Raw genomic sequence first — 24,291 nt, 5'->3', positions numbered from 1 at the left:
TTGTCCCGCGACAGGGCCAAGCCTGCCATGCGCGAGGGCTTAGCCCTCGATCACGGGACAAGCCCGCTCCCACACAAGCCATGCGTCAGAAGGTGGTGCCGGCACCGATGGCCAGTTCGCGGTCGAACAGCGCCTCGCGGATCCGCGCCTTGTGCAGGGCGTGGTCGCCCCAGGTCTTGTCCAGTGCCCAGGCGCGCTTCATGAACAGCTGCAGGTCGACCTCCCAGGTGTAGCCCATCGCACCGTGGGTCTGGATGGCGTTGCGCGCGGCGAGCAGCGCAGCCTCCGACGTCGCCAGGCGTGCATGGGAAACGGCCAGCGCCTGCCCCGGCTCGTCGTTGGCCACGGCGTGGGCTGCGCGGTACAGCGGGCCCTTGGCGAACTCGATGCGCACCGCGACATTGGCCATCAAGTGCTTGACCGCCTGGAACGAACCGATCGGCTTGCCGAACTGCTTGCGCTCGAAGCTGTAGTCCACCGCCAGGTCCACCATGCGCTTGGCCAGGCCCAGCAGCTGTGCCGCACAGCCCAGCGCACCGCGCTCGAAAGCCCGCGCCAGCAGCCGCGTCGCCGCCTCGCCACGGGCCACGCAGGTGGCCGCACCCGGCGTCCAGACCACCTGGAACAGCTGGCGGCTGGGGTCGACGGACGGGTTGCGTACCAGGTCGACGTCCTCGCGGGGCACTGCATGCAGTTCATCGCCGTGGCTGAGCAGCAACAGGTCGGCGACGTGGGCATCGCTGACCAGTGGGTTGCCCGGCTCGCACACCGCCAGGCGTGCCTGCCCTTCGGCCACACGCCCCAGCCAGTCGTGCTTGAGCCCTTCGTGGGCCTCGCCCAGCTCGGCCAGCAGCGGCACCGCCACCAGCATGGTCTCCACCAGCGGCTCGGGCAGCCCGGCGTAGCCGCATTCCTGGGCCAGCAGGACGAAGTCCAGGGCCCCCAGGCCCATGCCGCCATACTGTTCCGGTACGGTCAGGCCGGTCAGGCCCAGCTCCACCAACTGCGCCCAGAGCTGGTCGCAGCGGCCGCTGTCGGTCAGCCACAGCTCGCGGATGCGTTCGGGGGTCACTTCGTTGATCAAGAAACTGCGCACGTTGTCCTGGAAGAGCAACTGGTCGCTGTTGAAACTGAAGTCCATGGTCTCTCCCTCAGGCACGCGGCATGCCGAGCATGCGTTCGGCGATGATGTTGCGCTGGATCTCGTTGGTGCCGGCATAGATCGGCCCGGCCTGGGCGAACAGGAAGCCGTCCAGCCAGTGGCCGACGTCGCCCGCGGCCGGGGCTTCGGGCAGCAGCTCACCGCGCAGGCCAAGGATGCTCATGGCGGTTTCGTGCATGCGCAGGTCAAGCTCGGACCAGAAGATCTTGTTGGTCGAGGACTCAGGCCCGATACGCCCGCCCTTGACCAGCTGCGAGGCGGTCATGTAGGTCTGCTGGGTGTAGGCCTCGGCGTCCAGCCAGGCGCGCATCACCGCTTCGCCGATGGCCGGGTCGCGGTCGGCGCGCTCGCGGTTGGCCTGGTACAGTTGCACCAGGCGCCGGGCGGTTTCCTGGAAGCGTGCTGGCGAACGCAGCATCAGGCCACGTTCGAAGCCGGCCGTGGACATCGCCACGTGCCAGCCCATGCCCTCACCGCCCAGCACGTTCTCCACCGGCACACGTACATCGTCGAAGAAGATTTCGGCGAAGCCCGGCAAGCCATTGAGCTGGGGGATCGGCCGCACGGTGATGCCAGGGCTGTCCAGCGGCACCAGGATGAAGGTCAGGCCGTGGTGGCGCTGGGAGCCGGGGTCGGTGCGGAAGATGCCGAACACCCAGTCGGCCCAGACCGCGCGGGTGGACCAGGTCTTCTGGCCGTTGATCACGTAATGGTCACCGTCACGCTCGGCCCGCGAACGGATCGCCGCCATGTCGGAGCCGGCGCCGGGCTCGGACCAGCCCTGTGCCCAGATATCCTGGCCGGTGGCCATGCGGGGCAGGAAGCGCGCTTTCTGCGCCTCGGTACCGTATTCCATCAGGGTGGGCCCGAGCAGGAAGATGCCGTTCTGGTTGACCCGCGCCGGGGCGTTGGCGCGGTAGTACTCTTCCTCGAAGATCAGCCATTCGATCAGGTCGCAACCGCGCCCGCCCAGGCGGGTCGGCCAAGTGACCATGCCCCAGCGCCCTTCGTTCAGGCGTGCTTCCCAGGCGCGGTGGGCAGCGAACCCCTCCTCGGTGTCGAACGAGGGCAATGGCTGGGCCGGGACATTGGCCTGCAGCCAGGCCCGCACCTCGGCGCGCAAGGCCTGCTGGGCCGGTGTGTAGGTAAGGTCCATGTTCGCTCCCTCAACCGTTGAAATTGGCGTTGCGCTTCTCGACGAACGAGTCGCGGGCTTCCTGGGAGTCCTGGGTGCGGTAGGCTTCGAGGGTGAAGCCTTGCTCCCAGCGGTACTTGTCTTCCAGGTTGCCGTCCTCGATACCGTTGAGCGCTTCCTTGGCCAGGCGGATCATCGCCGGGCTCTTGGCGGCGATGGATGCGGCGATGCCCAGCGCGGTCTCGCGCAATTGCTCGCGCGGCACCACGCGTTCGACCGCGCCCAGGCGGTAGGCCTCGGCGGCATCGATCATCTCGCCGGTGAAGTACATATGGCGCACCTTCTGCACCGGGAACAGGCGCTGCAGGTGGGCACCGCCGCCCATGGCGCCGCGGTCCACCTCGGGCACGCCGAAGCGGGCGCAGTCGGCGGCGACGACGATATCGGCGGCGCCGCAGATACCGATGCCGCCCCCCAGGACGAAGCCATGCACGGCGACGATCACCGGCACTTTGTTGCGGTGCACGGCCTTGAAGGTGTCGTAGTTGCCCTTGTTGACCGCGACGATCAGGTTACCGTCGGCAGCCAGTTCCTTGATGTCGACCCCGGCGCAGAAGCCACGGCCTTCGGCGCGAATGACGATGACCCGCACCTGCTCGTCTTCGCCCAGCGCCCGGAGGGTGCTGGCGATGTCGGCCCAGCCCCGGCTGTTGAAGGCATTGACCGGGGGATGGTCGAAGACCATCTCGGCGATGCCGTTGTCAATGCTGACACTGAATGGTTGCATTCGGTTTCCCCTTACGAAATTCGGTGGCACAGCGCGCCCAGGCGCTGCTCGGCGTCCTGGACGATCTGCGCGATCAGTTCGGCGCAGCCCGGCAGGCTGTCGATGCCTGCGGCCACTTGCCCAGCCGGCAGCACGCCCTCCGCCGGGCGGCCTTCGACCATGGCCTTCTGGATGACCATCGGCGCGTTGGCGGCCATCAGGCTCTGGGCGGCGCTGAGCCCACCGTCACGGCGCATCTTCAGGGCGCTGCCGAGCAACTGGCCCAGGCCAAGGCCGGTGTGGCGGCGGTAGGCCAGGCCGCTGCGCACGGCCAGCAGCCAGCGACGCAGGCCGCTGCCGGACTCGAGCTCATCGAGCAGCTCGTTGCGGATCATGCGTTGCGGCAGGCCATCGATGGCCCGGCTGACGATCACCGCCGCCGGGTCCTTGACCGCCAGGTAGCGCGCCAGGGTGGCCTGGGGCACCGGACTGTCGGCGGTCATCAGAAAGCGCGTGCCCATGGCGATGCCGTCGGCGCCCTGGGCCAGGGCCGACACCAGCCCGCGGCCATCCTTGAAGCCACCGGCAGCCACCACCGGCACCTCGACGGCATCGAGCACCTGGCCCAGCAGCATGGCGGTGGGCACCGCGCCGGTATGGCCGCCGCCCTCGCCGCCCTGCACGGTCACCACGTCGGCGCCCATCTCCACGGCCTTCTGCGCGTGCTTGAGGGCGCCCACGGTGGGCATGCAGACCACGCCGGCGTCCTTGAGCCGAGCGATCATCTGCTTGCCCGGCGAGCGGCTGTAGCTGACCGCGCGCACCTGATGGCGTACCACCAGCTCGACGATCTGTTGGGCGTTGGCCTGGTACATGTGGAAGTTGACCCCGAACGGGCGGTCGGTCAGGCGCTTGGTTTCGAGAATCGCGGCCTCCATCTGCTGTGGTTCGATGGTCGCCCCGGCGAGGAAGCCAAAGCCGCCGGCATTGCAGGTGGCCGCCACCAGGCGCGGGTCGGCGACCCAGCCCATGGCGGTCTGGACGATCGGGTAGCGGCACCCGAGCAAGGCGGTCAGGCGGGTATCGAGCGACACGGCCATGCTCATGCCCTCCCCTGGTCGCGTTGGGAGCTGGCCATGGCCTTGGCGTCGTAACCACCCAGGCGGTCGCCCGACACCAGTTCGTTGTGGGCATGGGCGAAGTGGTGCAGGCCGAATACCATGTCCATGGTGGCGCGCTTGCCCATCAGGTCCTCGGCGTTGTTGACCGCCTGCTTGCTCAACTGCAGGCCCAGGCGCGGCATCTGGGCCACCTGCGCGGCCAGCTCCAGGGTGTGCGCCTCCAGCTGCTCGCGCGGCACCACGCGGTTGAGCATGCCCATCTGGTAGGCTCGCGCCGCCGGCATCGGCGCGCCGAGGAACAGGAATTCCTTGGCGATGCGTGGGTTGAGTTCATGCACGTGGGCGAAATATTCCACGCCCGGGATACCCATGCGCACCACCGGGTCGCGGAAGTAGGCATCGTCGCTGGCCACGATCAGGTCGCACACCCACGCCAGCATCAGGCCGCCGGCGATGCAGGCGCCCTGGACCATGGCGATGGTCGGCTTGGGGATGTCCCGCCAGCGCCGGCACATGCCCAGGTACACCTCCTGCTCGCGGGCATAGAGGAACTCGCCGCCCGGCTTGCCGACATGGTCGTACCACAGGCTCACGCGCTCGAAGCTCTGGTCCACGTCGCGCCCGGGCGTACCGATGTCATGGCCGGCGGAAAAGTGCTTGCCAGCGCCGCACAGGACGATGACCTTGACTTGGTCATCGGCGCAGGCGCGGGCGAAGGCGGCGTCCAGGGCGTAGGTCATCCGCGAGTTCTGGGCATTGTGGTACTCGGGGCGGTTCATGGTGACCAGGGCCACCGCGCCACGCACTTCGTACAGCACCACCTCATCGGCCTCTTTGTTGTTTTGCTCGCTCATTACTGCACTCCGGCAAGGCGGTTGGCGGGTACGGGCTGTCAGCGCGACTGGCGCTGGCCCGGTGGGTTTTCCTTGAGCTGGCTGGCGCGCAGGTTGTGCGGGTCCAGCTGCTGGATCCGCTGCAGCTGCGCCTCGGTGGGTGCCGGGGTCACCGGGCAATGCTCGGGCACGTGCAGGGCAAAGCCTGTGTTGTCACGCACCTCGTCCAGGCTCACGCCCGGGTGCAAGGAGCGCACCCGCACCTGGTGTTGCGGCCCGAGGAAGTCGAGCACGCACAGGTCGGTGACGATCAGGCGGATGTCGATGTCGTCCAGCGACCAGCCACGGGCCAGGCGCGCGGGGTTGTAGCCCACCGAGGCGACCACGTCGCACTCGCCCTCGACGAATACCCGGCGGTTGTGGCTGGGTACGTAGAACGAGTTGGCATGGCTGATGGAGTTGCCCGGTAGGCCACGTACGCCGAGCATCTGCGCCTTGGGCTTTTGGTAGTCGCCGCCGATGCAGGAAATGTTGGCCTGGCCGAAGCGGTCGACCTGGATCGGGCCGATCATGGCGTGGCGCTTGCCGCTCCAGACGTTGTCGAAGATGCGCGAGAAACCCATCCAGCTGTCGCGCTTGGGCTCGTAGCCGTTGCGCGGGCCGACCGGCACCGGCTCGGCGACCATGTAGGCTTCCGAGTCGGTCATCATCAGCTGCGGGTTGTTGTCGAGCATGCTCAGGGAGGCGGCCAGGCGTGGGATCACGCCGATACCGGTGGCCAGGACTTCGCCGTCGTCGCGCCAGGCCTGGGCGGCGGCGCAGATCATCAGTTCGGCGAGGCTGTAGGAGGTTGCAGGGGTCATGGCGTTCCTCGCTTAGAAAACCGGCAGGGGCAGTCGACGGATGGCCTCAAGCCCCCCGCAACGCTCCAGGTACTGGGTGTGGGAACAGGCCACGTACTGCTCGACATAGGCCTGCCAGCCCTCTTCGCTCTGCGCCGAGGCCACGTAGGCCTTGAAGTGCGGCACATCGAAGCCGTACAGCGGCGCGCAGGAAGAGGGGTGCGCGCCGCCGGGCACATTGGCCACGGCGGTGGTCAGGTTGCGCTCCCAGAACACCTGGTGGGCGCGGGCCGGGTCGGCGTGGAACCACGCGCTGTCGACCAGCTCGTCGCAGGTGACGAAGGTATGTGCCGCGGCCCGTACGAACAGGTCGTCCATGTAGTGGTCAGGGCCGGCGATCTGGCAAATGCCACGTGCATCGGCGCGGTCGACGTGCACCAGGGCAGCGTCGAGCTTGAGCGCAGGCATCGCGACCCAGTCGCGACCATCGGCGTAGGGCGAGGCGATCAGCTTGATCTCGGGGTTATGACGCAGCACATCGGTGCCCAGGCCCACCGCGGTGGGGATGAACGGCACGTTCATGGCGGCGGCGCGCAGGCCCAGCAGCAGCATGCCTTCGTCGATTTCCATGACCTCGATGGCCCCGTCCTGGCGTGCCTTGCGAAAGTACGGCTCGAGGGGGATGAAGTCGAGGGAGACGAAGGCGAAGATCAGTTTCTTCACCTTGCCGGCAGCGCACAGCAGGCCGACATCGGCACCACCGTAGGCGACGACGGTCAGGTCCTTGAGGTCCGAGCGCAGGATCTCGCGCACCAGCGCCATGGGCTTGCGGCGCGGGCCCCAGCCGCCGATACCGATGGTCATGCCGTCGCGCAGCTGGGCGACCATCTGGGCCGTGGTCATCTGTTTATCCATGGGTACTGTCCTCACTGGCGGCCGACACTGAAGTCGTGGCCCCATTGGCTGACCACCGTGCTCTCGAACGGTGTGTGGCGGCTCCAGTCCACCACCAGGCCGTCGCAGCCGTACTCCAGGTCGAACCCGGAGGGGGTCTTCATGTAGAAGGAAATCATCTGGTCGTTGGTGTGCTGGCCCAGGGTGGCCGAAAGCTCCACGCCATTGGCGTGCATGCGGTCCAGGGCGCGACCCACGTCCTCCAGGCCATCGACCTCGACCATCATGTGCACGCAGCCACTGGGCACCGGGCATTCGAAGATCGCCAGCGAATGGTGGCGGCCGTTATTGCAGTGCATGAAGTGGATGCGCTTTTCCGGCTCGGCAGGATCCGGGGTGAAACGCACTTTCATCAGGTCCGACAGGCCGAAACCCATCACCTGTTCGTAGAAGTCGCGGCAACGGTCAAAGGTCGGTGCCGGCAGCACCACATGGCCCATGCCCAGGGCATCGCTGACGAAGCCGCGCACGCCCACCGGGGACACGAAACGGGCGAAGTCCTGGCGCGGGCCCCAGTACAGCTCGTGGCGATTGCCATCAGGGTCGGCGAACAGAGCCAGCGCCTGCACCTGGCGCAGCGCGGCCTGCTCGGCGCTGCCCTGCTCCACGGCCACACCAGCGGCGTGCAGTTCGGCCACGGCCTGGTCGAAGGCGGCCTGACCGGCCACTTCCCAACCGCAGGCGCCGAAACCGTCCTGGGCGCTGTGCTGCACCAGGATGCGGTACGGGCGCTCGTCCATCTTCAGGAACAGGCGTTCGCCGCTGTCGTCCTCGACCACCATCATGCCCAGCACCTGGCTGGCGTAGTGGCGCCACTGCGCGAGGTCGGTGGAACGTACGGTGACGTAACCCAGGCCACGGATATCCATGCACGATCTCCTCATGTTGTTCTTGTCACGAGCCGCTGGGGCTCTTGGATGGTCGTATTCAAGCCAGTTGGCGGTGGAGCGTCATCGTCCAATAGGACTACCGGCCGAGGGGTTGCCATGCAGCCCAATCGCGGGACAAGCCCGCTCCCACAGGGGTGACGCAGGTCCCTGTAGGAGCGGGCTTGTCCCGCGATTGGAGCGCAAAGCGCCCCTGGGGGTTATTGCTTGTTGCGGAAATGCGGGATGACCTTCTCGCCGATGTTGCGCAGGGTCTCCAGCTGGGCCCACTGCGGCACGGTGCCCATCTGGCAGATGAACAGGATCTCGTCGGCGCCGGCATCGATCAGGCGCTGCACGTAGCCGATGCAGTCCTCGACGGTGCCGTAGGCGTGGTTGGGGTTCATCATCGCCATGGTCGGGTCGGAGAAATCGACACGCACTTCCTCGGAGGCGAAGCGCGACTTGATCACCGCCTGGCCGTTACCGTCGACGTAGGTGTCGTCCTTCCACTTTTCCGGGTCAGGGCGTTCACCGCCGCCGTACCAGTAGCCCAGCGACTCCATGAAATAGCGCTGGCCACGGATGCCGATGCGCCGCGCGGTTTCGTTGTCATCCAGCACGATGGCCGGGCACAGCGCAGCAATGTGGCGATTGGGACGGAAGCCCACCTGGTTGCGGGCATCGCGGTTGTCGAAGGCTTGGTGGTACACCTCGACCTTCTTGGCGATCTCCTCAGGGCCACCGAAGCCCAGCACCAGCGCGCCCATGCCGCGCCCGCCAGCATTCTTCAACGAATCGGTGTTGGTGCAGGCCAGGTACATCGGTGGGTGCGGATCCTGGTACGGCTTGGGGTGGATCGGCCGCTTGGGGATCTTGACGAAATCGCCATGGTGCTCGATCTCGTCCTGCACGAACATCTTCGGAATCAGGTACATGGCCTCGTCGATCTGCGGCTGCAGGGTCGCCAGGTCGTAGCCGAAGGTGCCGGCCTCCTGCTGGGTGCCGCCCTTACCCACGCCGAAGTGCACACGGCCCTTGGACAGCAGGTCGAGGGTGGCGATGCGCTCGGCCACCTTGACCGGGTGGTTCATCGCCGGTGGCAGGCACACCACACCATGGCCGATGCCGATGCGCTCGGTCTTGCCGGCGACGAAGGCCAGCATGGTTTCCGGAGCAGACATGTGCGAGTAGTTGGTCAACGCGGTGTGCTCCACGCACCAGAAGGTGTCGAAGCCCAGCTTGTCGGCCAGCACCGCCTGCTCGACGGTGTCATCGAAAATCTTGCGGTCACCCTCGCGGCTGGCATCGATCGTCTGGGCTTCGTAAATCAGCGAGAATTTCATGTGCGTTCCTTGTTGTTCTATGGACGTTGGCCGGCAGGCGCCGGCCTTGGTCACATCCTCAGGCATCGCAGGTGGGCTCGAATCCCTAAAACGGACTAGCCGGTTTCGGTGAGCAGGCTGCGGCCTAGAGGAAGAAGTCCGTGGTGTCCTGGCCCATGCTCACGCCACCGAGGTTCCAGGCGTACTTGGCCGGGCTGTTGGCCACGTGGGCACGGCCGGTATGGATGTCGCGGAACGCCCGGTTGATCGGGTGGCTACGGAAGATGGTCGAGGCGCCACTGTTGAACATCAGCTCCGCCACTGCCTTGGCGCAGCGGTCGGCCACCAGCGCCGAGTCATAGCGCATCTTCACCCGCAGTTGCATGTCCAGCGGTGTGCCGCTGCGGGCGTTGTCGAGCATCAGCTCGAAGTTGCGCAGCAGCACGGTGCGGCATTCGTCGACACAGACCATGGCGTTGGCCAGGGCGCTTTGCGCGGCCGGGTCCTGGAGCATCTTGCGGCCATCATTGACTGCCACCCGCGCCTTGTTGTGGGCGATGAAGTGGTCCACCGCCCCCTGCAGGGCGCCGATGGCCGACGACGACACCGCGCGCACGAAGATCTGCCCGAACGGCAGGCGATACAGCGGCGAGGTGTTGACCGCATTGCCCGGGCTGTCCTGCATGAAGCCATCGACGGCACGGTGGGTGCGGTACTCGGGCACGAAGGCGTCCTCGACCAGCACGTCATGGGAGCCGGTGGCCTCCAGGCCCATCACGTTCCAGTTGTCGATGATCTGGTAGTCGGCACGCGGCACCAGGAAGGTGCGGTAGTCTGGCGCACCGCCCGGCTCGGCCGGCGGCACCATGGCGCCGAGGAAGGCCCATTGGCAATGCTTGCTGCCGGAGGAGAACCCCCAGCGCCCACTCAGGCGGAAACCGCCCTCCACCCGCTCGACCTTGCCCACCGGCATATAGGAAGAGGAGATCAACACGCGGGTGTCCTGCCCCCAGACATCCTGCGCGGCGCGGTCGTCGAATAGCGCCAGCTGCCAGTTGTGGATGGCCACCACGCCCAGCACCCAAGCCGACGACATGCAGCCTTCGGCGAGGATCATCTGCACCTCGAAGAAGTCCTTCGGCTCGAGCTCCAGCCCCTGCCAACGGGCCGGTTGAAGGATGCGGAAGAAGCCCGCCTCGTGGAAGTCGGCGATGGTCTCCTCCGGCAGGCGGCCCATCTGCGCGGCCTGTTCGGCGCGCTCGCGCAGCACGGGCACCAGCTCACGGGCGCGCTGGCACAACTGTTGACGCATGAGGTCTTGATTCATCTTCTTGTTCTCCTCTGGTCGCCCCGTTCCCCGGGGCGTGCGAGAGAGGCGCTGTGCCTCCACCGTAGGCATTGCAACAAGGTGAATCGGACGCGGCATCCCTCAAACGGACCATGCACGGCCTGCATCGACTAGTCCCGTTGGACGATGTTGGGGCTTGCCCCCCTTGCAAGAATCCATCGCACTGAAACAGCCAAACCGAGGGCGTGCGATGAACGACAACAATAATTTGAAAGCCGACATGCTCCAGGCCATGCGCCGCCTGGCCAAGTCGGTGACCATCATCAGCACCAGCGACGGCAGCCAGCGTTTCGCCATGGCCGCCACCGCGGTGGACTCGCTGAGCACCGAGCCGCCGTCATTGCTGATCTGCGTCAACCAGAGCGCATCGCCCCACGCGGCGCTGGCCGCCGGCGCGAGCTTCTGCGTGAACATCCTGGGCCTGGAGCAACAGCACCTGGCGCACCTGTGCAGCGGCAGCATCAAGGGTGAAGCCCGCTTCGGCCAAGGCCAGTGGCTGACCAGCGACGAAGGCATTCCTTACCTGGCCGACGCCCAGTCGTCGATCCTCTGCCGCCAGGACGGCCAGTTCGCCTACGGCACCCACACCGTCTTCATCGGCCGCATCCTGCGCATCCACACCACGCCGACCATCACCCCGCTGGTGTACCTGGACGGGCACTACACCACCACCGCCAAGCCTGTGCCCCTCGCGGCCAGTGCCAGCTGAGGCGCAAGCATGAGCGAGCAGGCGGTGCAGGCACCGCTTCGCGTCGACAACGCCGAGCAGTTGCAATGGCAGCAACGTGCCGACCTGGTGGTGGTGGGCTTCGGCGGGGCCGGGGCCAGCGCTGCCATCGAGGCTGCCAGCCGTGGCCTTTCGGTGCTGGTCCTGGAGCGCTTCGCCGGCGGTGGCGCCACCGCCCTGAGCGGCGGTGTGGTATATGCCGGCGGTGGCACACCGCAACAGCTGCAGGCCGGCTACCCGGACAGCAGCGAGGCAATGTTCGACTACCTGCTCAGGGAAGTCGGCGATGCGGTGAGCGAACAGACCCTGCGTGCGTTCTGCGATGGCAGCCTGGAGCAGTTGGCCTGGCTGGAGCGCCAGGGCGCGGTGTTCGAAGGCAGCCTGGCGCCGCACAAGACCTCCTACCCCAGCGACAGCTACTACCTGTACTACTCAGGCAACGAGGCAGTACCGGCCTACGCCGTAGAGGCCGCCCCGGCCCCACGCGGCCATCGGACCAAGGGCACCGGCATGTCCGGCTCGGCCCTGTTCCGTGCCTTGGCCGACAGCGCGCGGCACCGCGGCGTACGTGTGCGTACCCAGTGCCAGGTGCGGCGCCTGGCGATCGACCAGGAAGGCCAAGTGCTGGGCGTCGAAGCCTGGCAACTGCCAGCGGGCAGCCGCGCCGCGCGCCAGCATGCGCGCCTGACGCGCTGGGCCGCGGCGATACACATGTACGCCCCGGCGGTTTCCGCACGGTTGCGGGCACGCATGCACCGCATCGAACAGCAACATGCCCTGCCCCTGCTGGTGCGTGCCGACCACGGCGTGCTGCTGGCCAGCGGCGGCTTCGTGTTCAACCGCCAATTGCTCGGCGAGCATGCGCCGCGCTACCTCGCCGGCCTGCCCCTGGGCAGCAGTGGCTGCGACGGCAGCGGCATCGAGCTGGGCCGCAGCGCCGGCGGCAGCCTGGGGCGCATGGACAAGGTCAGTGCCTGGCGCTTCATCAATCCGCCGCTGGCCTGGGCCAAAGGCCTGATCGTCAATGCCCGGGGCGAGCGCTACTGCAACGAAGAGCTGTACGGCGCCACCCTGGGCCACGCCATGGTCGAGGAGCAGGACGGCCGCGCCTTGCTGATCCTCGATCGCAGCTTGCGCAACCAGGCGCTGCAGCAGGTCGGGCCAGGCAAGGTGTGGTCTTTCCAGCGCCTGCCGGTGCTGCTCAACCTGCTGTTCAACTGCCGCCGTGGCAACACCCTCGAGCAGCTGGCCCAGCGCTGCCGGCTGCCGGTCGAGGCCCTGCGCCGCAGCGTCGACGTCTACAACCGCGCCGCGCGCGGCGAAATCGCCGACCCGCACGGCAAGTCACCGGCCATGCTCCATGACCTGGGCCAAGGACCCTGGTACTGCCTGGACCTGTCCTACGACAGCCGCCTGTACCCCTGCCCGACCCTGACCCTGGGCGGGTTGCGGGTGAGCGAGCAGAGCGGCCAGGTACTCGACCCGCAAGGCCAACCCATCGATGGCCTGTACGCGGCCGGCCGCTGCGCCGTAGGCGTGGCTTCCAACCTCTACGTTTCCGGCCTGTCCCTGGCCGATTGCGTCTTTTCCGGCCGGCGCGCCGCGGCCCACGTGGCCGGCCTGGCCGCCGACCACCGAGCCCCCCAAGGAGAACAACCATGCAACGTGTAGAAGGCAAGGTCTGCCTGGTCACCGGCGCCGCCAGCGGCATCGGTCGCGAAGATGCCCTGCTGCTGGCCAGCGAGGGTGCCCGGGTGGTGCTCACCGACCTGAACGAGCAAGCCGGCCGCCAGGCCGCTGCCGAGATCGGCGAGAACGCGCTGTTCATTCGCCACGACATCGCCAGCGAAAGCGATTGGCAGCAGGTGATCGCCACCACCCTGGCGCATTTCGGCCGCCTCGATGTGTTGGTCAACAACGCCGCCATCCTGGCCACCGGCACCATCGAGGACACCAGCCTGGAGCTGTGGCAGAAGGTGCAGAAGGTCAACGGCGAGGGCTATTTCCTGGGGTGCAAGTACGCCATCGAGGCCATGAAGAAGACCGGTGGCGGCTCGATCATCAACATGTCGTCGGTCGCAGCCCTGGGCGCCATGCCGATGTTCTGCGCCTACTCTGCCTCCAAGGGCGCGGTGGCGGCCATGACCCGCTCCATCGCCTTGCACTGCAAGCAGCAGGGCTACCGCATCCGCTGCAACAGCGTGCACCCCGATGGCGTCAACACACCGATGACCCAGGCCCTGGCCGGCGGCCAGCCGATCCCTCAGGCGTTGCTCGACCAGGACCCGATGAACCGTATGTGCGCCCCGCGCGACATCGCCAATGTGGTGCTGTTCCTGGCCAGCGACGAGTCCCGTTTCGTCAACGGCGCGGAACTGCGGGTGGACAACGCGCAACTGATCAGTGGCATCTGACATGAGCATCCAGGCTGCTGCAGACCAGGCCCAGGCCAGCGCATCCCCTGCCAGCGACTTGCGCCTGCAGGTGTGCGCGGTGATCGACGAGACCGCCGACGCACGTTCGCTGGTGTTCGACGTACCCGAGGCGCTGCGTGGGCGCTTCGCCTACAAACCGGGGCAGTTCCTGAGCTTTCGGGTGACGGTGGACGGCAAGCGCCTGACCCGCTGCTACTCGATGTCCAGCTCGCCCTGGACCGACACCCGGCCCAAGGTGACCATCAAGCGGGTCGAGGGTGGCCGGGTGTCCAACTGGATGAACCAGCACGTTCAAGTCGGCGACTGGCTTGAAGTGCTGCCGCCGGCCGGGCACTTCTGCATCGACCAGCGCCAGGCCATCGACGCCAGCCGGCCCCTGGTGCTGTTCGGCGGGGGCTCCGGCATCACGCCGGTGTTCTCCTTGCTCAAGGCCGTGCTGCACAGCGGGCAGCGCCCCGTGCTGCTGGTGTATGCCAACCGCGACGAAGCGTCGGTGATCTTCCGCGACGAGCTGCGGGCGCTTGCCAAGGCGCACCCGGAACAGTTGCAGGTGGTGCATGTGCTGGACTCGGTGCAGGGCTTCGTCGATGCCGCCCAGGTGCGCCAGCTGGTACGCCACTGGCGCGGCGCGGACTACTTCATCTGCGGGCCGGGGCCATTCATGGATACCGTGGAAGGTACCCTGCTGGCCTTGGGCGAAGCGCGTGACGCCATCCATGTGGAGCGCTTCGTCTCACCGCCCGACCCGGACAGCCAGGAAGCCGTGCCGGTACAGGTCGAAGGTGCAGGGTGCGAGCTGCTGGTGGTAGAGCTCGATGGCGTGACCCACGAGATCGTGCCACGCCCAGGGGATACCCTGCTGCAAAGCTGCAAGGCGGCCGGGCTGGATGTGCCGTTTTCCTGCGAGGAAGGCTTTTGCGGGGCGTGCATGTGCACCGTGGAGGAAGGCCAGGCGCCGCTTGCGCGTAACGATGTGCTCAGCAAGGCGGAGTTGGAGGCCGGGTGGACCTTGGCGTGCCAGGGGCATCCGCAAGGGGCGCGGGTGCGGTTGAAGTTTCCGGCTTGAGGTCGAGCGGGGCTGCTTTGCAGCCCAATCGCGGGGCAAGCCCGCTCCCACAGAGGGCGCGTTGAAACTGTGGGGCTTGTCCCGCGATTGGACCAGTGCGGCCGGGCCTAGTCCCTACAGACGATCCTGCCTGTCCTGCATTACAGGTAGACTCGCCACAGCAACAGCTCCACAACAATAAAAGACAGAGGCTCGAATATGGCTCGTTTGCAAAACAAGGTCGCGGTGGTCACCGGCGGTGCGTCGGGCATCGGCCTGGCCTGCGTGCGTCGTTTCAGCGCCGAAGGCGCCCAGGTGGTCGGGCTGGATGTCGGCCAGCCGCCCGCGGACTTCCCCGGCCTGTTCATGACCCTGGATGTACGCAACGAAGAGCAGGTACAGCAGGTGATGAGCGAAATCATCCAGCGCTTCGGCCGCCTCGACGTGTTGGTCAATGCCGCCGGCGTCGCCAGCCAGGGCAGCGTCACCAGCGCCAGCACCGCCGACTGGCAGCGGGTGCTGGACATCAACCTGACCGGCAGCATGCTCACCAGCAAGCATGTGCTGGGGCAGATGCAGGCCCAACGCAGCGGCTCGATCATCAATATCGGCTCGATCTTTGGCCTGCAGGGCTGCGACGGCAACGTCGCCTACAACGTCTCCAAGGGCGGTATCAACCAGCTGACCCGCAGCATGGCCATCGACTATGGCCACGCCAACATCCGCGTCAACGGCCTGTGCCCCGGCCTGATCGAAACGCCGATGACCAGCATGGTGCGCAAACAGCAGGCATTCCATGACTTCTTCGCCTCGCAGCACATGCTCAGCCGCTCCGGCCAGCCTGAGGAAGTGGCCAATGTCGCGCTGTTCCTGGCCTCGGACGAAGCCTCGTTCGTCAGCGGGCAGATGATCGCCGTGGATGGCGGCTTCTCCGCCGGCCGCCGCTTCGCCCCGCCCAGCGCCTGATCCACTCGGCCGGGCCTGGCGCCCGGCCCTCCCCTTCGTTCATCGATCCTCTGCCTGAGGAGGCCACATGCCGTCCGTGGAAAACGCCCAGACCTTCCCGCAACTGTTCGCCCTGGCCGCCCAGGCCTATGGCGAGCGCCCGGCCCTCGAAGATGCCGGCCAGCCCATCAGCTACCAGCGCCTGGACCAGCTGCGCCGCCAGGCGGCGCGCGCCCTGCTGGCCCTGGACGTGCCGGTGGCGGCGCGGGTGGCGGTGTGGGCGCCCAACCTCTGGGAGTGGATCGTCGCCGCCGGTGCCCTGCACAGTGTCGGCGCCACCCTGGTGCCGCTCAATACTCGCATGAAAGGCGCCGAGGCGGCCCAGGTGCTGCGTGACAGCGGCACGTGCGTACTGTTCTGCATCAGCCGTTTCCTCGACACCGACTACCCGGCCTCGCTCGCCGACCAGACGCTGCCCGCGCTGCGCCAGGTGATCCATTTGCGCCCCCAGGGCGAGGTAGCCGACGGCCTGGCCTGGGACGACTTCCTCGCCCTCGCGGGGCCGGTGAGCGAGACCCAGCTGGCCGAGCGTGAACAGCAGGTGAACAGCGACACACTGTCGGACCTGCTGTTCACCTCCGGCACCTCGGGCAAGCCCAAGGGCGTGATGAGCAGCCATGGCCAGAACCTGCGGGTGGTGCGCGACTGGAGCGCGATCGTCGGGCTGCAGGCCGGCGACCGCTACCTGATCGTCAACCCGTTCTTCCATTCCTTTGGCTACAAGGCCGGCTGGGTGGCAGCGCTGATGCGCGGGTGCACCATCCTGCCGCAGCAGGTGTTCGACACCCAGGCCCTGCTCGACTGCATCCAGCGCGAACGCATCAACGTGCTGCCCGGTCCGCCTACCTTGTACCAGTCGCTGCTGGCCCACCCCCGGCGCGGCGACTATGACCTGGGCTCCCTGCGTATCGCCGTGACCGGCGCGGCATCGATCCCGGTAGAGATGATCCGGCGCATGGGCAGCGAGCTGGGCTTCGCCACCATCGTCACCGCCTATGGCCTGACCGAGGCCTGTGGCTTCGTCACCATCTGCCGTGCCGGCGACAGCGCCGAGCGAGTGGCCACCACCTGCGGGCGAGCCATGCCGGACGTGGAAGTGCGCTGCGTCGACTCGCAGGGGCAGCCGGTGCCGGCCAACCAGCCGGGCGAGGTGCTGGTACGCGGCTACAACCTGATGCGCGGCTACCTGGACGACCCGAAGGCCACCGCCGAGGCGATCGACGCCCAGGGGTGGTTGCATACCGGGGACGTGGGCGTGCTCGATGAAGACGGCTACCTGCGCATCACCGATCGCCTGAAGGACATGTTCATCACCGGTGGGTTCAATGTGTACCCGGCGGAGATTGAGCAGACGCTGGTGCGCTACCCGGGCGTGGCCCAGGCGGCGGTGATCGGGATTGCCGACGAGCGCCTGGGCGAGGTGGCCATGGCGTTTCTGTTGCCGGTGCCGGGGCAGCGTATCGACGAGTCGGTATTCCTGGCCTGGTGCCGCGAGCAGATGGCCAACTACAAAGTGCCCCGGCGGGTTCGGGTGCTCGACAGCATGCCGCTCAATGCCACTGGGAAGGTGGCCAAGCAGGTGTTGCGCGACTGTGCCGCGGTGCCGGCTTGAGATCCTCGGGGGCGCTTTGCGCCCCAATCGCGGGACAAGCCCGCTCCTACAGGGTTCATGCAAGCCCTTGTGGGAGCGGGCTTGTCCCGCGATTGGGCTGCAAAGCAGCCCCAGTTAGGCGGATGGATCAGATGACCCGTGCCGGATGCTGCTGGCGTGGCTCACCCAACAGGGCGCGGTGCGAGGGCGGCTGACGCCCGCCCGCCTCGGTGATGCCATAACGCGGGGCGATCTCGGCGGTGATCAGCGTCTGCCCGCTGTAGTCGGCCAACTGCGGGTCGTTGAGCAAGGCATGGATCACGCGCCCGTTGAACTGAGGCGTCTCGGCATTTTCCAGGAACGCCCGGTACTGCTCGCCATGCTGCTCCCCGGCGATGCGCGTACGTTCAGTCAGTTGCGGGCCCAGCCACAGCGACACCGCGGCGACCCCTCGTCCTTCGAAGTCGATGGCCATGTCCGCCGCCAGCTTGTCGCTGCCGGCCTTCTGCGCACCATAGGCCGGGCCATGCATGTAGCAGCCAGCACCGAACGACGAGGTGAAGCACACCAGCGCACGCCCGCTGCGCAGCAGCAGGGGCGCCGCGTGGTAGCTGGCGACATAGGCCGAGCGCAGGCCGACGTCGAGGATGCGCACCAGCGACAGCGGTTTTTCCCAGAACGGGCCCGGCTCGATCAATTGGTCGTGGATATGGGCGACGTTGTTCACCAGCAGGTCCAGCTTCCCGCATTCGCGGTCGATGCGCGCGAACAGCGCGCGGACTTGCTCATCGTCACTGTGATCGCAGGCCACGGCGATACCACGCCCGCCGGCCGCGTCGATGGCGGCGGCGGTGCCCTGCAGGTCGCCTTCCAGCGCCTGGCCATAGAGGGTCGAACCGCCCTGCCCTTGCAGCCTTCCGGTGACATACACGGTCATGCCGGCCTCGCCCAGGGCCAGGGCGATACCGCGCCCGACCCCTCGGCTGGCGCCGGTTACCAGGGCAATCCGTGGCGTATCTGTCTGCATGCTTACCTCCCGGTGAGGGCCAAGGCCGATGGACCCTGGCGTTGTTGGCTGTCGGCACGGATATGCTCGGCCGCCAGGTAACCAAAGGTCATGGCAGGGCCCAGGGTGGCACCGGCCCCGGGGTAGGTGCGGCCCATCATCGAGGCCGCGCTGTTGCCAATGGCATACAGGCCCAGGATCGGCTTGCCATCCTCGTGCAGCACCTGGGCATGGGCGTTGGTGAGCAGGCCGCCCTTGGTGCCGATGTCACCGGCATCCACCCGCACCGCGTAGAACGGCGCCTTGTGCAGCGGCGCCAGGCACGGGTTGGGTTGCACGTCGGGGTCGCCGTAGTAGCGGTCGAACAGCGACTCGCCCTTGCCGAAGTCATCGTCGCGGCCACAGGCGGCCATGGCGTTGAAGCGCGCCACGGTACGCCCAAGGCCTGCACCGTCGACCCCGATCAGCGCCGCCAGTGCCCCGAGGTCGTCGGCCTTGTACAACACCTTGCGCAGGTGCTCGGGCAGGCGCCAGTCGGGCTGGGCATAACCTGGCAGCAACGGGCCGCAGGGGTACTTGCGCCGGTAGTCGGCATCGAACACCAGCCAGCACGGCACGCTGGTGGCGCCTTCGCGGTTGTGCCGGTACATGGCGTAGACGATGTCGCTGTAGGGCGCCCCTTCGTTGACGAAACGCTCGCCGGCCGAATCGACCAGAATGCAGCCAGGCAGGTTGCGCTCGATGAACAATGCGCGCTGTTTTTCCTCACCCGGCACCTGCACCGTAGGCGCCCACCAGCTGTGCCCCATCAGTGCCGTACCCGCCCCTACGGCCTGGGCGGCGCGGATGCCATCGCCGGTGTTGCACGGTGGCGTTGCGCTCCACTGGGCCTGGGAGGGTTGCGGGTGGTACTGCGTACGCATCGCCTGGTTACGCTCGAACCCGCCGGCGGCGATGATCACGCCTTGGCGGGCCTTGATGTTCAGCCATTGCCCGTCACGCAGCACGCGGGCACCGCCGATACGGTCACCGATGATCAGCAATTGCTCGAGCGGGCAGTTCAGCCACAGCGGCACGCCACGGTCGAGCAAGGAGCAGCGCAGGGCACCGACCAGGGCGTTGCCCAGGGTCAGGAAGCGGTCACGCTGCGACAGCTTGCGCCCTTCGCGGTCACGCCAGTAGCGCCACAGCACCTTGGCGGTCAGGCCCAGCCAGCCCTTGCCGCGGCACAGCAGCACCCGAGCTTCCTTCATGGTCATGGCCATGCGGCCCATCATCAGGGTGCCGGGCGATGGCGCGCGCATGCGCAGAAACTCCTCGCCCAGGGCGGCGGCGTCGAACGGCAGCGGGTCCATGGAGCGGTAGCCGGGCTTGCCGCCCGGCAGGTGGGGGTAGTAGTCGGTGTACTGGGCCTGGGCTTCGAAGCGCACTCGGGTGTCGCGTTCGAGGTACTCGACCATGTGCCTGGCATGCTCGACATAGGCCTCGATCCGCCCATCGTCGATCTCACCGTGAGTGACCGCCTTGAGGTAGGCCATCGCCTCGGCCGGGCAGTCTTCACCGCCCAGGGCGCGGATGCGGTGGTTGTCGGGAATCCAGATACCGCCGCCGGACACGGCCGACGTACCACCGTACTGCTCGCTCTTCTCGATCAGCAGCGTATCGAGGCCCAGGTCATGGGCACGTAAGGCGGCGGTCATGCCGCCGGCCCCCGACCCAATCACCAGCACATCGCAACATTCGTCCCACCTGATCATGCGGACCTCCCTCGGGGCAGACAACCACGGCCCACGCCGAAAAGGCGGCCGGGGCATGGGCCTGGGGATTGTCCGGCGCCCCCCTGTGACCCGGCATCGTCCAATGGGACTACCGGGTCAGGGGCTGCTACGCGTAGTCCACTTGGACGATGTTGCTGCCTGGGCGGCGTCCCATAGTCGGCCCTGCTCCACCTCCCAAAACCGGAACGTCGGTCGGGCAGGTAATGCCCGCGCATGAGGACGACAATGATAAAAACAAAAATCGCCCCCCAACCCCTTAACACGTACGTGCGCCTTTCCCTGTTGCTGTTGGCCGGCGGCCTCAGCCAGCAGGCCAGTGCCTTGTCCTTCCAGCCCAGCGACGACCTGAGCGTGGACTGGGATACCACCCTGACCTACAGCCTTGCCTGGCGTACCGAGAAGCGCGACCACAAGCTGGTGGCCAACGCCGATGGCAACGACGGCGACAACGCATTCGACCGGGGCAGCCTGATCACCGACCGGGTGGGTTTCCTTACCGAGGCCAACCTGCACTGGCGCGAGAACTATGGCCTGTTCATGCGCGCCTCGGGCTTCTATGACCGCGTCTATGACCGTGGCAACGACAACGACACCGGTACCTCCAACTGCTTCGCCAGCGGCGTGTGCAGCCGCCCCGACCGCTTCTCCAAGGACACCATCGACCAGCATCGCGACGACCTGCGCCTGCTCGATGCCTATGCCTACGGCACCTGGGACATGGCCGGACACAACCTGAACCTGCGCGTGGGCGACCAGGTGGTGAGCTGGGGTGAAAGCCTGTTCTACCCCGGCGTCTCCGGCGCGCAGAGCCCGGTGGACGCGACCAAGGCGACCACCCCGGGAGTGGAGGTCAAGGAAGTGCTGCTGCCGGTAGGCCAGGTCTTCGGCCAGCTGAGCCTCACCGACGAGCTGGATGTGGAGGCCTACTACCAGTACAAGTGGGAGAAGACCGACCTGTTCGGCGTAGGCAGCTACTTCTCCACCACCGACTTCATCGACCGCGGCGGCTACAGCGACGCCAGCGGCTTCGTCAAGCGCCTGAAGGACGATGAGCCCAGCGACAGCGGCCAGTACGGCCTGGCGCTGCGCTACAGCGCGGCCTCGCTGAACAACACCGAGTTCGGCCTGTACTACGTGCGCTACCACGACAAGACCCCGACCCTGGACTTCCAGAGCGACCTGGGCTTCTACCGCGCCCGCTATTTCGACAACATCGACCTGTACGGCCTGAGCTTCGCCACCGTGCTGGGCGACACCAGCCTGGCCGGGGAAGTGAGCTACCGCGATGGCCAGCCGGTGATGGTCGACAACGGCTTCTCCAGCGCCGTCAGGGCCGAGACCTTGCAGGCGCAGGTGTCGGCGATCCACGTGTTCGGCCCCAGCGCCTTCGCCGACAACACCACCCTGACCGGCGAGCTGATCTACAACACCGTGCTCGACAACGACACCTCCGACCCGCTGACCCTGGCGCCCGGCTTCTCCCTGCCCGGCACCGACTCGCTGGTCGGCGACCGTGACGCCTGGGGCTACACGGTGCAGGTCAACCTTGACTACAACGACGTGTTCAGTGGCTGGGACATGTCGGTGCCGATCAACTTCAGCACCGCCGCCCAGCACGACAGCGCCCTGACCGGCTCGATCAACTACGGCCAGGGCGACGACCGCGCCAGCATCGGCACCACCTGGCGCTACCTCGGCAACTTCACGGTCGAGGCGCTGTACAGCGCGTACCTGGGCAATGCCAACAACTCGCCCTGGGCCGACCGCGACAACATCGCGCTCAACTTCAAGTACCGCTTCTAAAAGCCCTGACGGAGGATCACCGAAATGTCTGATCTCAAGCACCCCTGGTTGCGTACCACGCTGGCGATCGCCCTGCTCGGCAGCAGCCTGGCCCTGCAGGCCAATGTCAGTGGCACTGACGCCACGACCCTGGGTCCGGACCTGACTCCGATGGGCGCCGAGCGTGCCGGCAACGCCGACGGCAGCATCCCGGCCTGGACCGGCAAATGGCGCGACACCCCGCCCCAGGTGAAGTTCGCCGGCCCCGGCACGCCCTACCCGGACCCGTATGCCGACGAAAAGCCACTGTTCGTCATCACCGCCCAGAACATGGAGCAGTACGCCGCCAACCTCACCGATGGCCAGAAGGCGCTGTTCAAGCGCTACCCGAACTCGTTCAAGATGCCGGTCTACCCCAGCCACCGGGATTTCCGCGTCGACCCACAGACCGAGGCGGCCATTGCCCGCAACGCCCAGACCGCCAAGCTCAGCAGCGATGGCAACGATGCCCTGGATGCCTTCGGCGCTTCGCCGTTCCCGGTACCCAAGAACGGCAACGAACTGATCCTCAACCACACCATGCAGGCGCGCGCGGTCACCGAGGAGGCCAACTACAACCAGGTGGTGGTATACGCCGACAACAACCGTGTGCTGGAGAAGGTCAACTACAAGATCTACTCGCTGTGGTCGGACCCCAAGCAGAACGCGCAGAGCACCAACGGCGTGTTCACCGACTTCCTGCTCACCACCCTGGAGCCGGTGCGCAAGAAAGGCGAGATCGTGGTCGGCCATGAGTTCATCAACGCAGCCGCCCAGCCGCGCCAGGCCTGGCAGTACACCCCTGGCCAGCGCCGTGTGCGCCGCGCGCCGACGGTGGGCTATGACTCCCCGACCGGGGCCGGTGGTTTCCGCGTCTATGACGAAGACCGCCTGTTCAACGGTGCGACCGACCGCTACGACTGGAAGATCGTCGGCAAGAAAGAGGTCTACATTCCCTACAACAACTACAAGATCGACAGCCCGAACGTGACCCAGGCCGAGATCATCAATGCCGCCGGCCACATCAACCCGGACCTGATGCGCTACGAGAAGCACCGTGTCTGGGTGCTGCAGGCAACCCTCAAGCCGAGCGCCCGGCATATCTATGCCAAGCGCATGTTCTACCTCGACGAGGACAGCTGGGCGGCGACCCTGGCGGACAACTACGACTCCCGTGGTCAGCTGTGGCGCACCAACATGCAGACTTCGGTGTATGCCTATGACATCCAGCGCTTCCATGCACGCCTGGGGCTGTACCACGACCTGATCGCAGGGTCGTACATGGTCGACCGCCTGCTCGACGACCAGAAGCCGGCCAAGCTCAATGCCAGCAATTTCGGGCCTGACGAGTTCACCCCAGGCAACCTGCGTAAGCTGGGTACGCGCTAAGCCTTCCCACGCCAAGCCCCCGGCCCGAAAAGCCGGGGGCTTTCTTTTATCTTGAGCGCCTCGGGCAGCGTTGCAGCCTCCGGCAATTTCCAAGCGATCGCCCAACCGAAAAAAACGCCCCAGGCTTGCCGGCCCGGGGCGTTCTTGTTCCAAGGGTTTTACGCCCAAACCTGGCTCAACCGGGGTAACACGCCACCAACCGATCCGCCAGCTCAGGCAGTTGCTCCACGCCCAGCCGATTGATGCCAGCGGCACGAACCCGCCCACCACCGCCAGGGAACTGCCGGCAGAATGCATCGGCCGACCACACCGCACCTTCCGGCACCCGCAGGCTGAACATCCAGTCGCCATCGGGCTTGGCACTCAGCAACCCCAGCGCACGCCCTGGCGCGGCAGCGGCAAGGCTGTTGGCCAACACGCCGCTGACCCGACGGGCCCACGCCTGTGCCGGCAGGCGGAACAGGCGCATGCCCGCTCCCTCGCGCCAAGGCGACAAACCCTCGGCGGCGGCCATGTCGGCTGCGTACCCCGCACGCAGCACTGTAAAACACTCGCTATCACGCACGAAGTCCAATGGGTCGGCATAGGGCCGCAGTTGCTCGGCCAAGGCCAGCGGCTCGAAATGCAGGTCGGCAAGGCTATCGCCATAGGCGTTGTAGTTGAGCAATTGGCCCAACTCGGCCAGGGCCGCCACATCCGCCTCGACCAAGCCGTGGCGCTCGGCCAGGGCCCTGGCCGGCCCCGGCATGCCATCGCCAAACGCCGCGGCCACCGCCCAACGGTGTGCCCAGCCCTGCAACCAGGCATCGACCAGCAGGCTGGTGCACACGTGCGCGGCAGTATCGATATGCGCCTCGAAGGCTGGATGCTGGGGCAGTTCGCCCGGGAAGTGGTGATCGAAGTAGCGCACCTGCGCACCGTCGGCGAGCAGGCGCTGGACATCTTCGCGGTTCTGTTCGTGGGCAATGTCCAGTACGGTCACTCGGTCGCCAGGCCCGGCCTGGACCCGTCGCAGCAGTGCGATGTCGCGCTTGACCCCGCTGACCAGACGTACCGCCGGGTCGAGCTCACCGCTCAGGCGCAGTTGCTGCAGGGCGCACAGGCCGTCGGCGTCGCCATTGAAAGCACAATGATCGATCATG

General features: G+C 66.9%; 21 protein-coding genes. 8 read left to right on the top strand and 13 right to left on the bottom strand.

Going from position 1 to position 24,291, the window contains the following annotated elements; translation table 11 throughout:
• Positions 1-85: 85 nt before the first annotated feature.
• The 10 genes from K8374_RS10275 to K8374_RS10230 form a co-directional block, all read right to left on the bottom strand.
• Positions 86-1,141, bottom strand: coding sequence for an acyl-CoA dehydrogenase family protein (locus K8374_RS10275; RefSeq protein ID WP_224458931.1), 1,056 nt, complete (start codon positions 1,139-1,141; stop codon positions 86-88).
• A gap of 10 nt (positions 1,142-1,151) precedes the next feature.
• Entirely contained in the window at positions 1,152-2,318 is a 1,167-nt protein-coding gene (locus tag K8374_RS10270; RefSeq protein ID WP_224458930.1) for an acyl-CoA dehydrogenase family protein, read from the bottom strand.
• A gap of 10 nt (positions 2,319-2,328) precedes the next feature.
• Entirely contained in the window at positions 2,329-3,084 is a 756-nt protein-coding gene (locus K8374_RS10265; protein ID WP_224458929.1) for an enoyl-CoA hydratase family protein, read from the bottom strand.
• A gap of 11 nt (positions 3,085-3,095) precedes the next feature.
• The gene (locus K8374_RS10260; protein WP_224459307.1) at positions 3,096-4,163 is read right to left on the bottom strand and encodes an NAD(P)H-dependent flavin oxidoreductase; all 1,068 of its coding nucleotides are present in this window, start codon (positions 4,161-4,163) and stop codon (positions 3,096-3,098) included.
• 2 nt (positions 4,164-4,165) lie between these two features.
• On the bottom strand, positions 4,166-5,038 hold the full coding sequence (locus K8374_RS10255) for an enoyl-CoA hydratase (protein WP_224458928.1): 873 nt from the start codon (positions 5,036-5,038) through the stop codon (positions 4,166-4,168).
• Between the two features lie 38 nt (positions 5,039-5,076).
• Complete coding sequence (locus K8374_RS10250; protein WP_224458927.1) at positions 5,077-5,880, bottom strand: CoA-transferase subunit beta; 804 nt, start codon at positions 5,878-5,880, stop codon at positions 5,077-5,079.
• 12 nt (positions 5,881-5,892) lie between these two features.
• A complete protein-coding gene (locus K8374_RS10245; protein ID WP_224458926.1) occupies positions 5,893-6,774 on the bottom strand; it encodes a CoA transferase subunit A in 882 nt (293 codons plus the stop codon).
• Between the two features lie 11 nt (positions 6,775-6,785).
• A complete protein-coding gene (locus tag K8374_RS10240) occupies positions 6,786-7,682 on the bottom strand; it encodes a VOC family protein (RefSeq protein ID WP_224458925.1) in 897 nt (298 codons plus the stop codon).
• Positions 7,683-7,900: 218 nt separating this feature from the next.
• On the bottom strand, positions 7,901-9,025 hold the full coding sequence (locus K8374_RS10235; RefSeq protein ID WP_084857938.1) for an LLM class flavin-dependent oxidoreductase: 1,125 nt from the start codon (positions 9,023-9,025) through the stop codon (positions 7,901-7,903).
• A 124-nt stretch (positions 9,026-9,149) separates the two neighbouring features.
• Positions 9,150-10,331, bottom strand: coding sequence for a flavin-dependent monooxygenase (locus K8374_RS10230; protein ID WP_224458924.1), 1,182 nt, complete (start codon positions 10,329-10,331; stop codon positions 9,150-9,152).
• 211 nt (positions 10,332-10,542) lie between these two features.
• On the opposite strand from K8374_RS10230, the gene K8374_RS10225 reads away from it, so the two are divergent.
• The 6 genes from K8374_RS10225 to K8374_RS10200 all read left to right on the top strand — a co-directional run bounded on the left by K8374_RS10225 (position 10,543) and on the right by K8374_RS10200 (position 17,176).
• Positions 10,543-11,061: a flavin reductase family protein gene (locus K8374_RS10225; RefSeq protein ID WP_224458923.1), complete on the top strand. Its 519-nt coding sequence runs from the start codon at positions 10,543-10,545 to the stop codon at positions 11,059-11,061.
• Positions 11,062-11,070: 9 nt separating this feature from the next.
• Positions 11,071-12,750: an FAD-binding protein gene (locus K8374_RS10220; RefSeq protein ID WP_224458922.1), complete on the top strand. Its 1,680-nt coding sequence runs from the start codon at positions 11,071-11,073 to the stop codon at positions 12,748-12,750.
• Positions 12,738-13,493, top strand: a complete 756-nt coding sequence (locus K8374_RS10215) for a glucose 1-dehydrogenase (protein ID WP_224458921.1) — start codon at positions 12,738-12,740, stop codon at positions 13,491-13,493. The genes K8374_RS10220 and K8374_RS10215 overlap by 13 nt, the downstream gene beginning before the upstream one ends.
• Position 13,494: 1 nt before the next feature.
• Positions 13,495-14,580: a ferredoxin--NADP reductase gene (locus K8374_RS10210; RefSeq protein WP_224458920.1), complete on the top strand. Its 1,086-nt coding sequence runs from the start codon at positions 13,495-13,497 to the stop codon at positions 14,578-14,580.
• Positions 14,581-14,778: 198 nt separating this feature from the next.
• Positions 14,779-15,525, top strand: coding sequence for an SDR family NAD(P)-dependent oxidoreductase (locus K8374_RS10205; protein WP_224458919.1), 747 nt, complete (start codon positions 14,779-14,781; stop codon positions 15,523-15,525).
• 67 nt (positions 15,526-15,592) lie between these two features.
• Positions 15,593-17,176, top strand: coding sequence for a FadD3 family acyl-CoA ligase (locus K8374_RS10200; RefSeq protein WP_224458918.1), 1,584 nt, complete (start codon positions 15,593-15,595; stop codon positions 17,174-17,176).
• 127 nt (positions 17,177-17,303) lie between these two features.
• On the opposite strand, the gene K8374_RS10195 is transcribed toward K8374_RS10200, so the two are convergent.
• Positions 17,304-18,182, bottom strand: coding sequence for an SDR family NAD(P)-dependent oxidoreductase (locus K8374_RS10195; protein WP_224458917.1), 879 nt, complete (start codon positions 18,180-18,182; stop codon positions 17,304-17,306).
• A gap of 2 nt (positions 18,183-18,184) precedes the next feature.
• Positions 18,185-19,918, bottom strand: a complete 1,734-nt coding sequence (locus K8374_RS10190) for an FAD-binding protein (RefSeq protein WP_224458916.1) — start codon at positions 19,916-19,918, stop codon at positions 18,185-18,187.
• A 246-nt stretch (positions 19,919-20,164) separates the two neighbouring features.
• On the opposite strand from K8374_RS10190, the gene K8374_RS10185 reads away from it, so the two are divergent.
• Both K8374_RS10185 and K8374_RS10180 read left to right on the top strand, forming a co-directional pair.
• Positions 20,165-21,742, top strand: a complete 1,578-nt coding sequence (locus tag K8374_RS10185; protein ID WP_224458915.1) for a DUF1302 domain-containing protein — start codon at positions 20,165-20,167, stop codon at positions 21,740-21,742.
• Between the two features lie 24 nt (positions 21,743-21,766).
• On the top strand, positions 21,767-23,149 hold the full coding sequence (locus K8374_RS10180; protein WP_224458914.1) for a DUF1329 domain-containing protein: 1,383 nt from the start codon (positions 21,767-21,769) through the stop codon (positions 23,147-23,149).
• A 175-nt stretch (positions 23,150-23,324) separates the two neighbouring features.
• Here the strand turns inward: K8374_RS10180 and K8374_RS10175 are convergent, their stop codons facing one another.
• Positions 23,325-24,290 carry an acetyltransferase gene (locus tag K8374_RS10175; RefSeq protein ID WP_224458913.1) on the bottom strand — a complete coding sequence of 322 codons (966 nt, stop codon included), beginning with the start codon at positions 24,288-24,290 and terminating at the stop codon, positions 23,325-23,327.
• Position 24,291: the final 1 nt, after the last annotated feature.

This window comes from Pseudomonas sp. p1(2021b) (genome assembly GCF_020151015.1).
Classification (GTDB): Bacteria; Pseudomonadota; Gammaproteobacteria; order Pseudomonadales; family Pseudomonadaceae; genus Aquipseudomonas; species Aquipseudomonas putida_K.
Note: the sequence above shows the minus strand (reverse complement) of the source record. Positions and strands in the feature narration are given on the sequence as shown.

What these genes read in the sequence shown, in the direction of transcription:
- K8374_RS10275 (WP_224458931.1), bottom strand. Translation starts at nt 1,141, where the DNA reads ATGGACTTCAGTTTCAACAGCGACCAGTTGCTCTTCCAGGACAACGTG.
- K8374_RS10270 (WP_224458930.1), bottom strand. Translation starts at nt 2,318, where the DNA reads ATGGACCTTACCTACACACCGGCCCAGCAGGCCTTGCGCGCCGAGGTG.
- K8374_RS10265 (WP_224458929.1), bottom strand. Translation starts at nt 3,084, where the DNA reads ATGCAACCATTCAGTGTCAGCATTGACAACGGCATCGCCGAGATGGTC.
- K8374_RS10260 (WP_224459307.1), bottom strand. Translation starts at nt 4,163, where the DNA reads ATGGCCGTGTCGCTCGATACCCGCCTGACCGCCTTGCTCGGGTGCCGC.
- K8374_RS10255 (WP_224458928.1), bottom strand. Translation starts at nt 5,038, where the DNA reads ATGAGCGAGCAAAACAACAAAGAGGCCGATGAGGTGGTGCTGTACGAA.
- K8374_RS10250 (WP_224458927.1), bottom strand. Translation starts at nt 5,880, where the DNA reads ATGACCCCTGCAACCTCCTACAGCCTCGCCGAACTGATGATCTGCGCC.
- K8374_RS10245 (WP_224458926.1), bottom strand. Translation starts at nt 6,774, where the DNA reads ATGGATAAACAGATGACCACGGCCCAGATGGTCGCCCAGCTGCGCGAC.
- K8374_RS10240 (WP_224458925.1), bottom strand. Translation starts at nt 7,682, where the DNA reads ATGGATATCCGTGGCCTGGGTTACGTCACCGTACGTTCCACCGACCTC.
- K8374_RS10235 (WP_084857938.1), bottom strand. Translation starts at nt 9,025, where the DNA reads ATGAAATTCTCGCTGATTTACGAAGCCCAGACGATCGATGCCAGCCGC.
- K8374_RS10230 (WP_224458924.1), bottom strand. Translation starts at nt 10,331, where the DNA reads ATGAATCAAGACCTCATGCGTCAACAGTTGTGCCAGCGCGCCCGTGAG.
- K8374_RS10225 (WP_224458923.1), top strand. Translation starts at nt 10,543, where the DNA reads ATGAACGACAACAATAATTTGAAAGCCGACATGCTCCAGGCCATGCGC.
- K8374_RS10220 (WP_224458922.1), top strand. Translation starts at nt 11,071, where the DNA reads ATGAGCGAGCAGGCGGTGCAGGCACCGCTTCGCGTCGACAACGCCGAG.
- K8374_RS10215 (WP_224458921.1), top strand. Translation starts at nt 12,738, where the DNA reads ATGCAACGTGTAGAAGGCAAGGTCTGCCTGGTCACCGGCGCCGCCAGC.
- K8374_RS10210 (WP_224458920.1), top strand. Translation starts at nt 13,495, where the DNA reads ATGAGCATCCAGGCTGCTGCAGACCAGGCCCAGGCCAGCGCATCCCCT.
- K8374_RS10205 (WP_224458919.1), top strand. Translation starts at nt 14,779, where the DNA reads ATGGCTCGTTTGCAAAACAAGGTCGCGGTGGTCACCGGCGGTGCGTCG.
- K8374_RS10200 (WP_224458918.1), top strand. Translation starts at nt 15,593, where the DNA reads ATGCCGTCCGTGGAAAACGCCCAGACCTTCCCGCAACTGTTCGCCCTG.
- K8374_RS10195 (WP_224458917.1), bottom strand. Translation starts at nt 18,182, where the DNA reads ATGCAGACAGATACGCCACGGATTGCCCTGGTAACCGGCGCCAGCCGA.
- K8374_RS10190 (WP_224458916.1), bottom strand. Translation starts at nt 19,918, where the DNA reads ATGATCAGGTGGGACGAATGTTGCGATGTGCTGGTGATTGGGTCGGGG.
- K8374_RS10185 (WP_224458915.1), top strand. Translation starts at nt 20,165, where the DNA reads ATGATAAAAACAAAAATCGCCCCCCAACCCCTTAACACGTACGTGCGC.
- K8374_RS10180 (WP_224458914.1), top strand. Translation starts at nt 21,767, where the DNA reads ATGTCTGATCTCAAGCACCCCTGGTTGCGTACCACGCTGGCGATCGCC.
- K8374_RS10175 (WP_224458913.1), bottom strand. Translation starts at nt 24,290, where the DNA reads ATGATCGATCATTGTGCTTTCAATGGCGACGCCGACGGCCTGTGCGCC.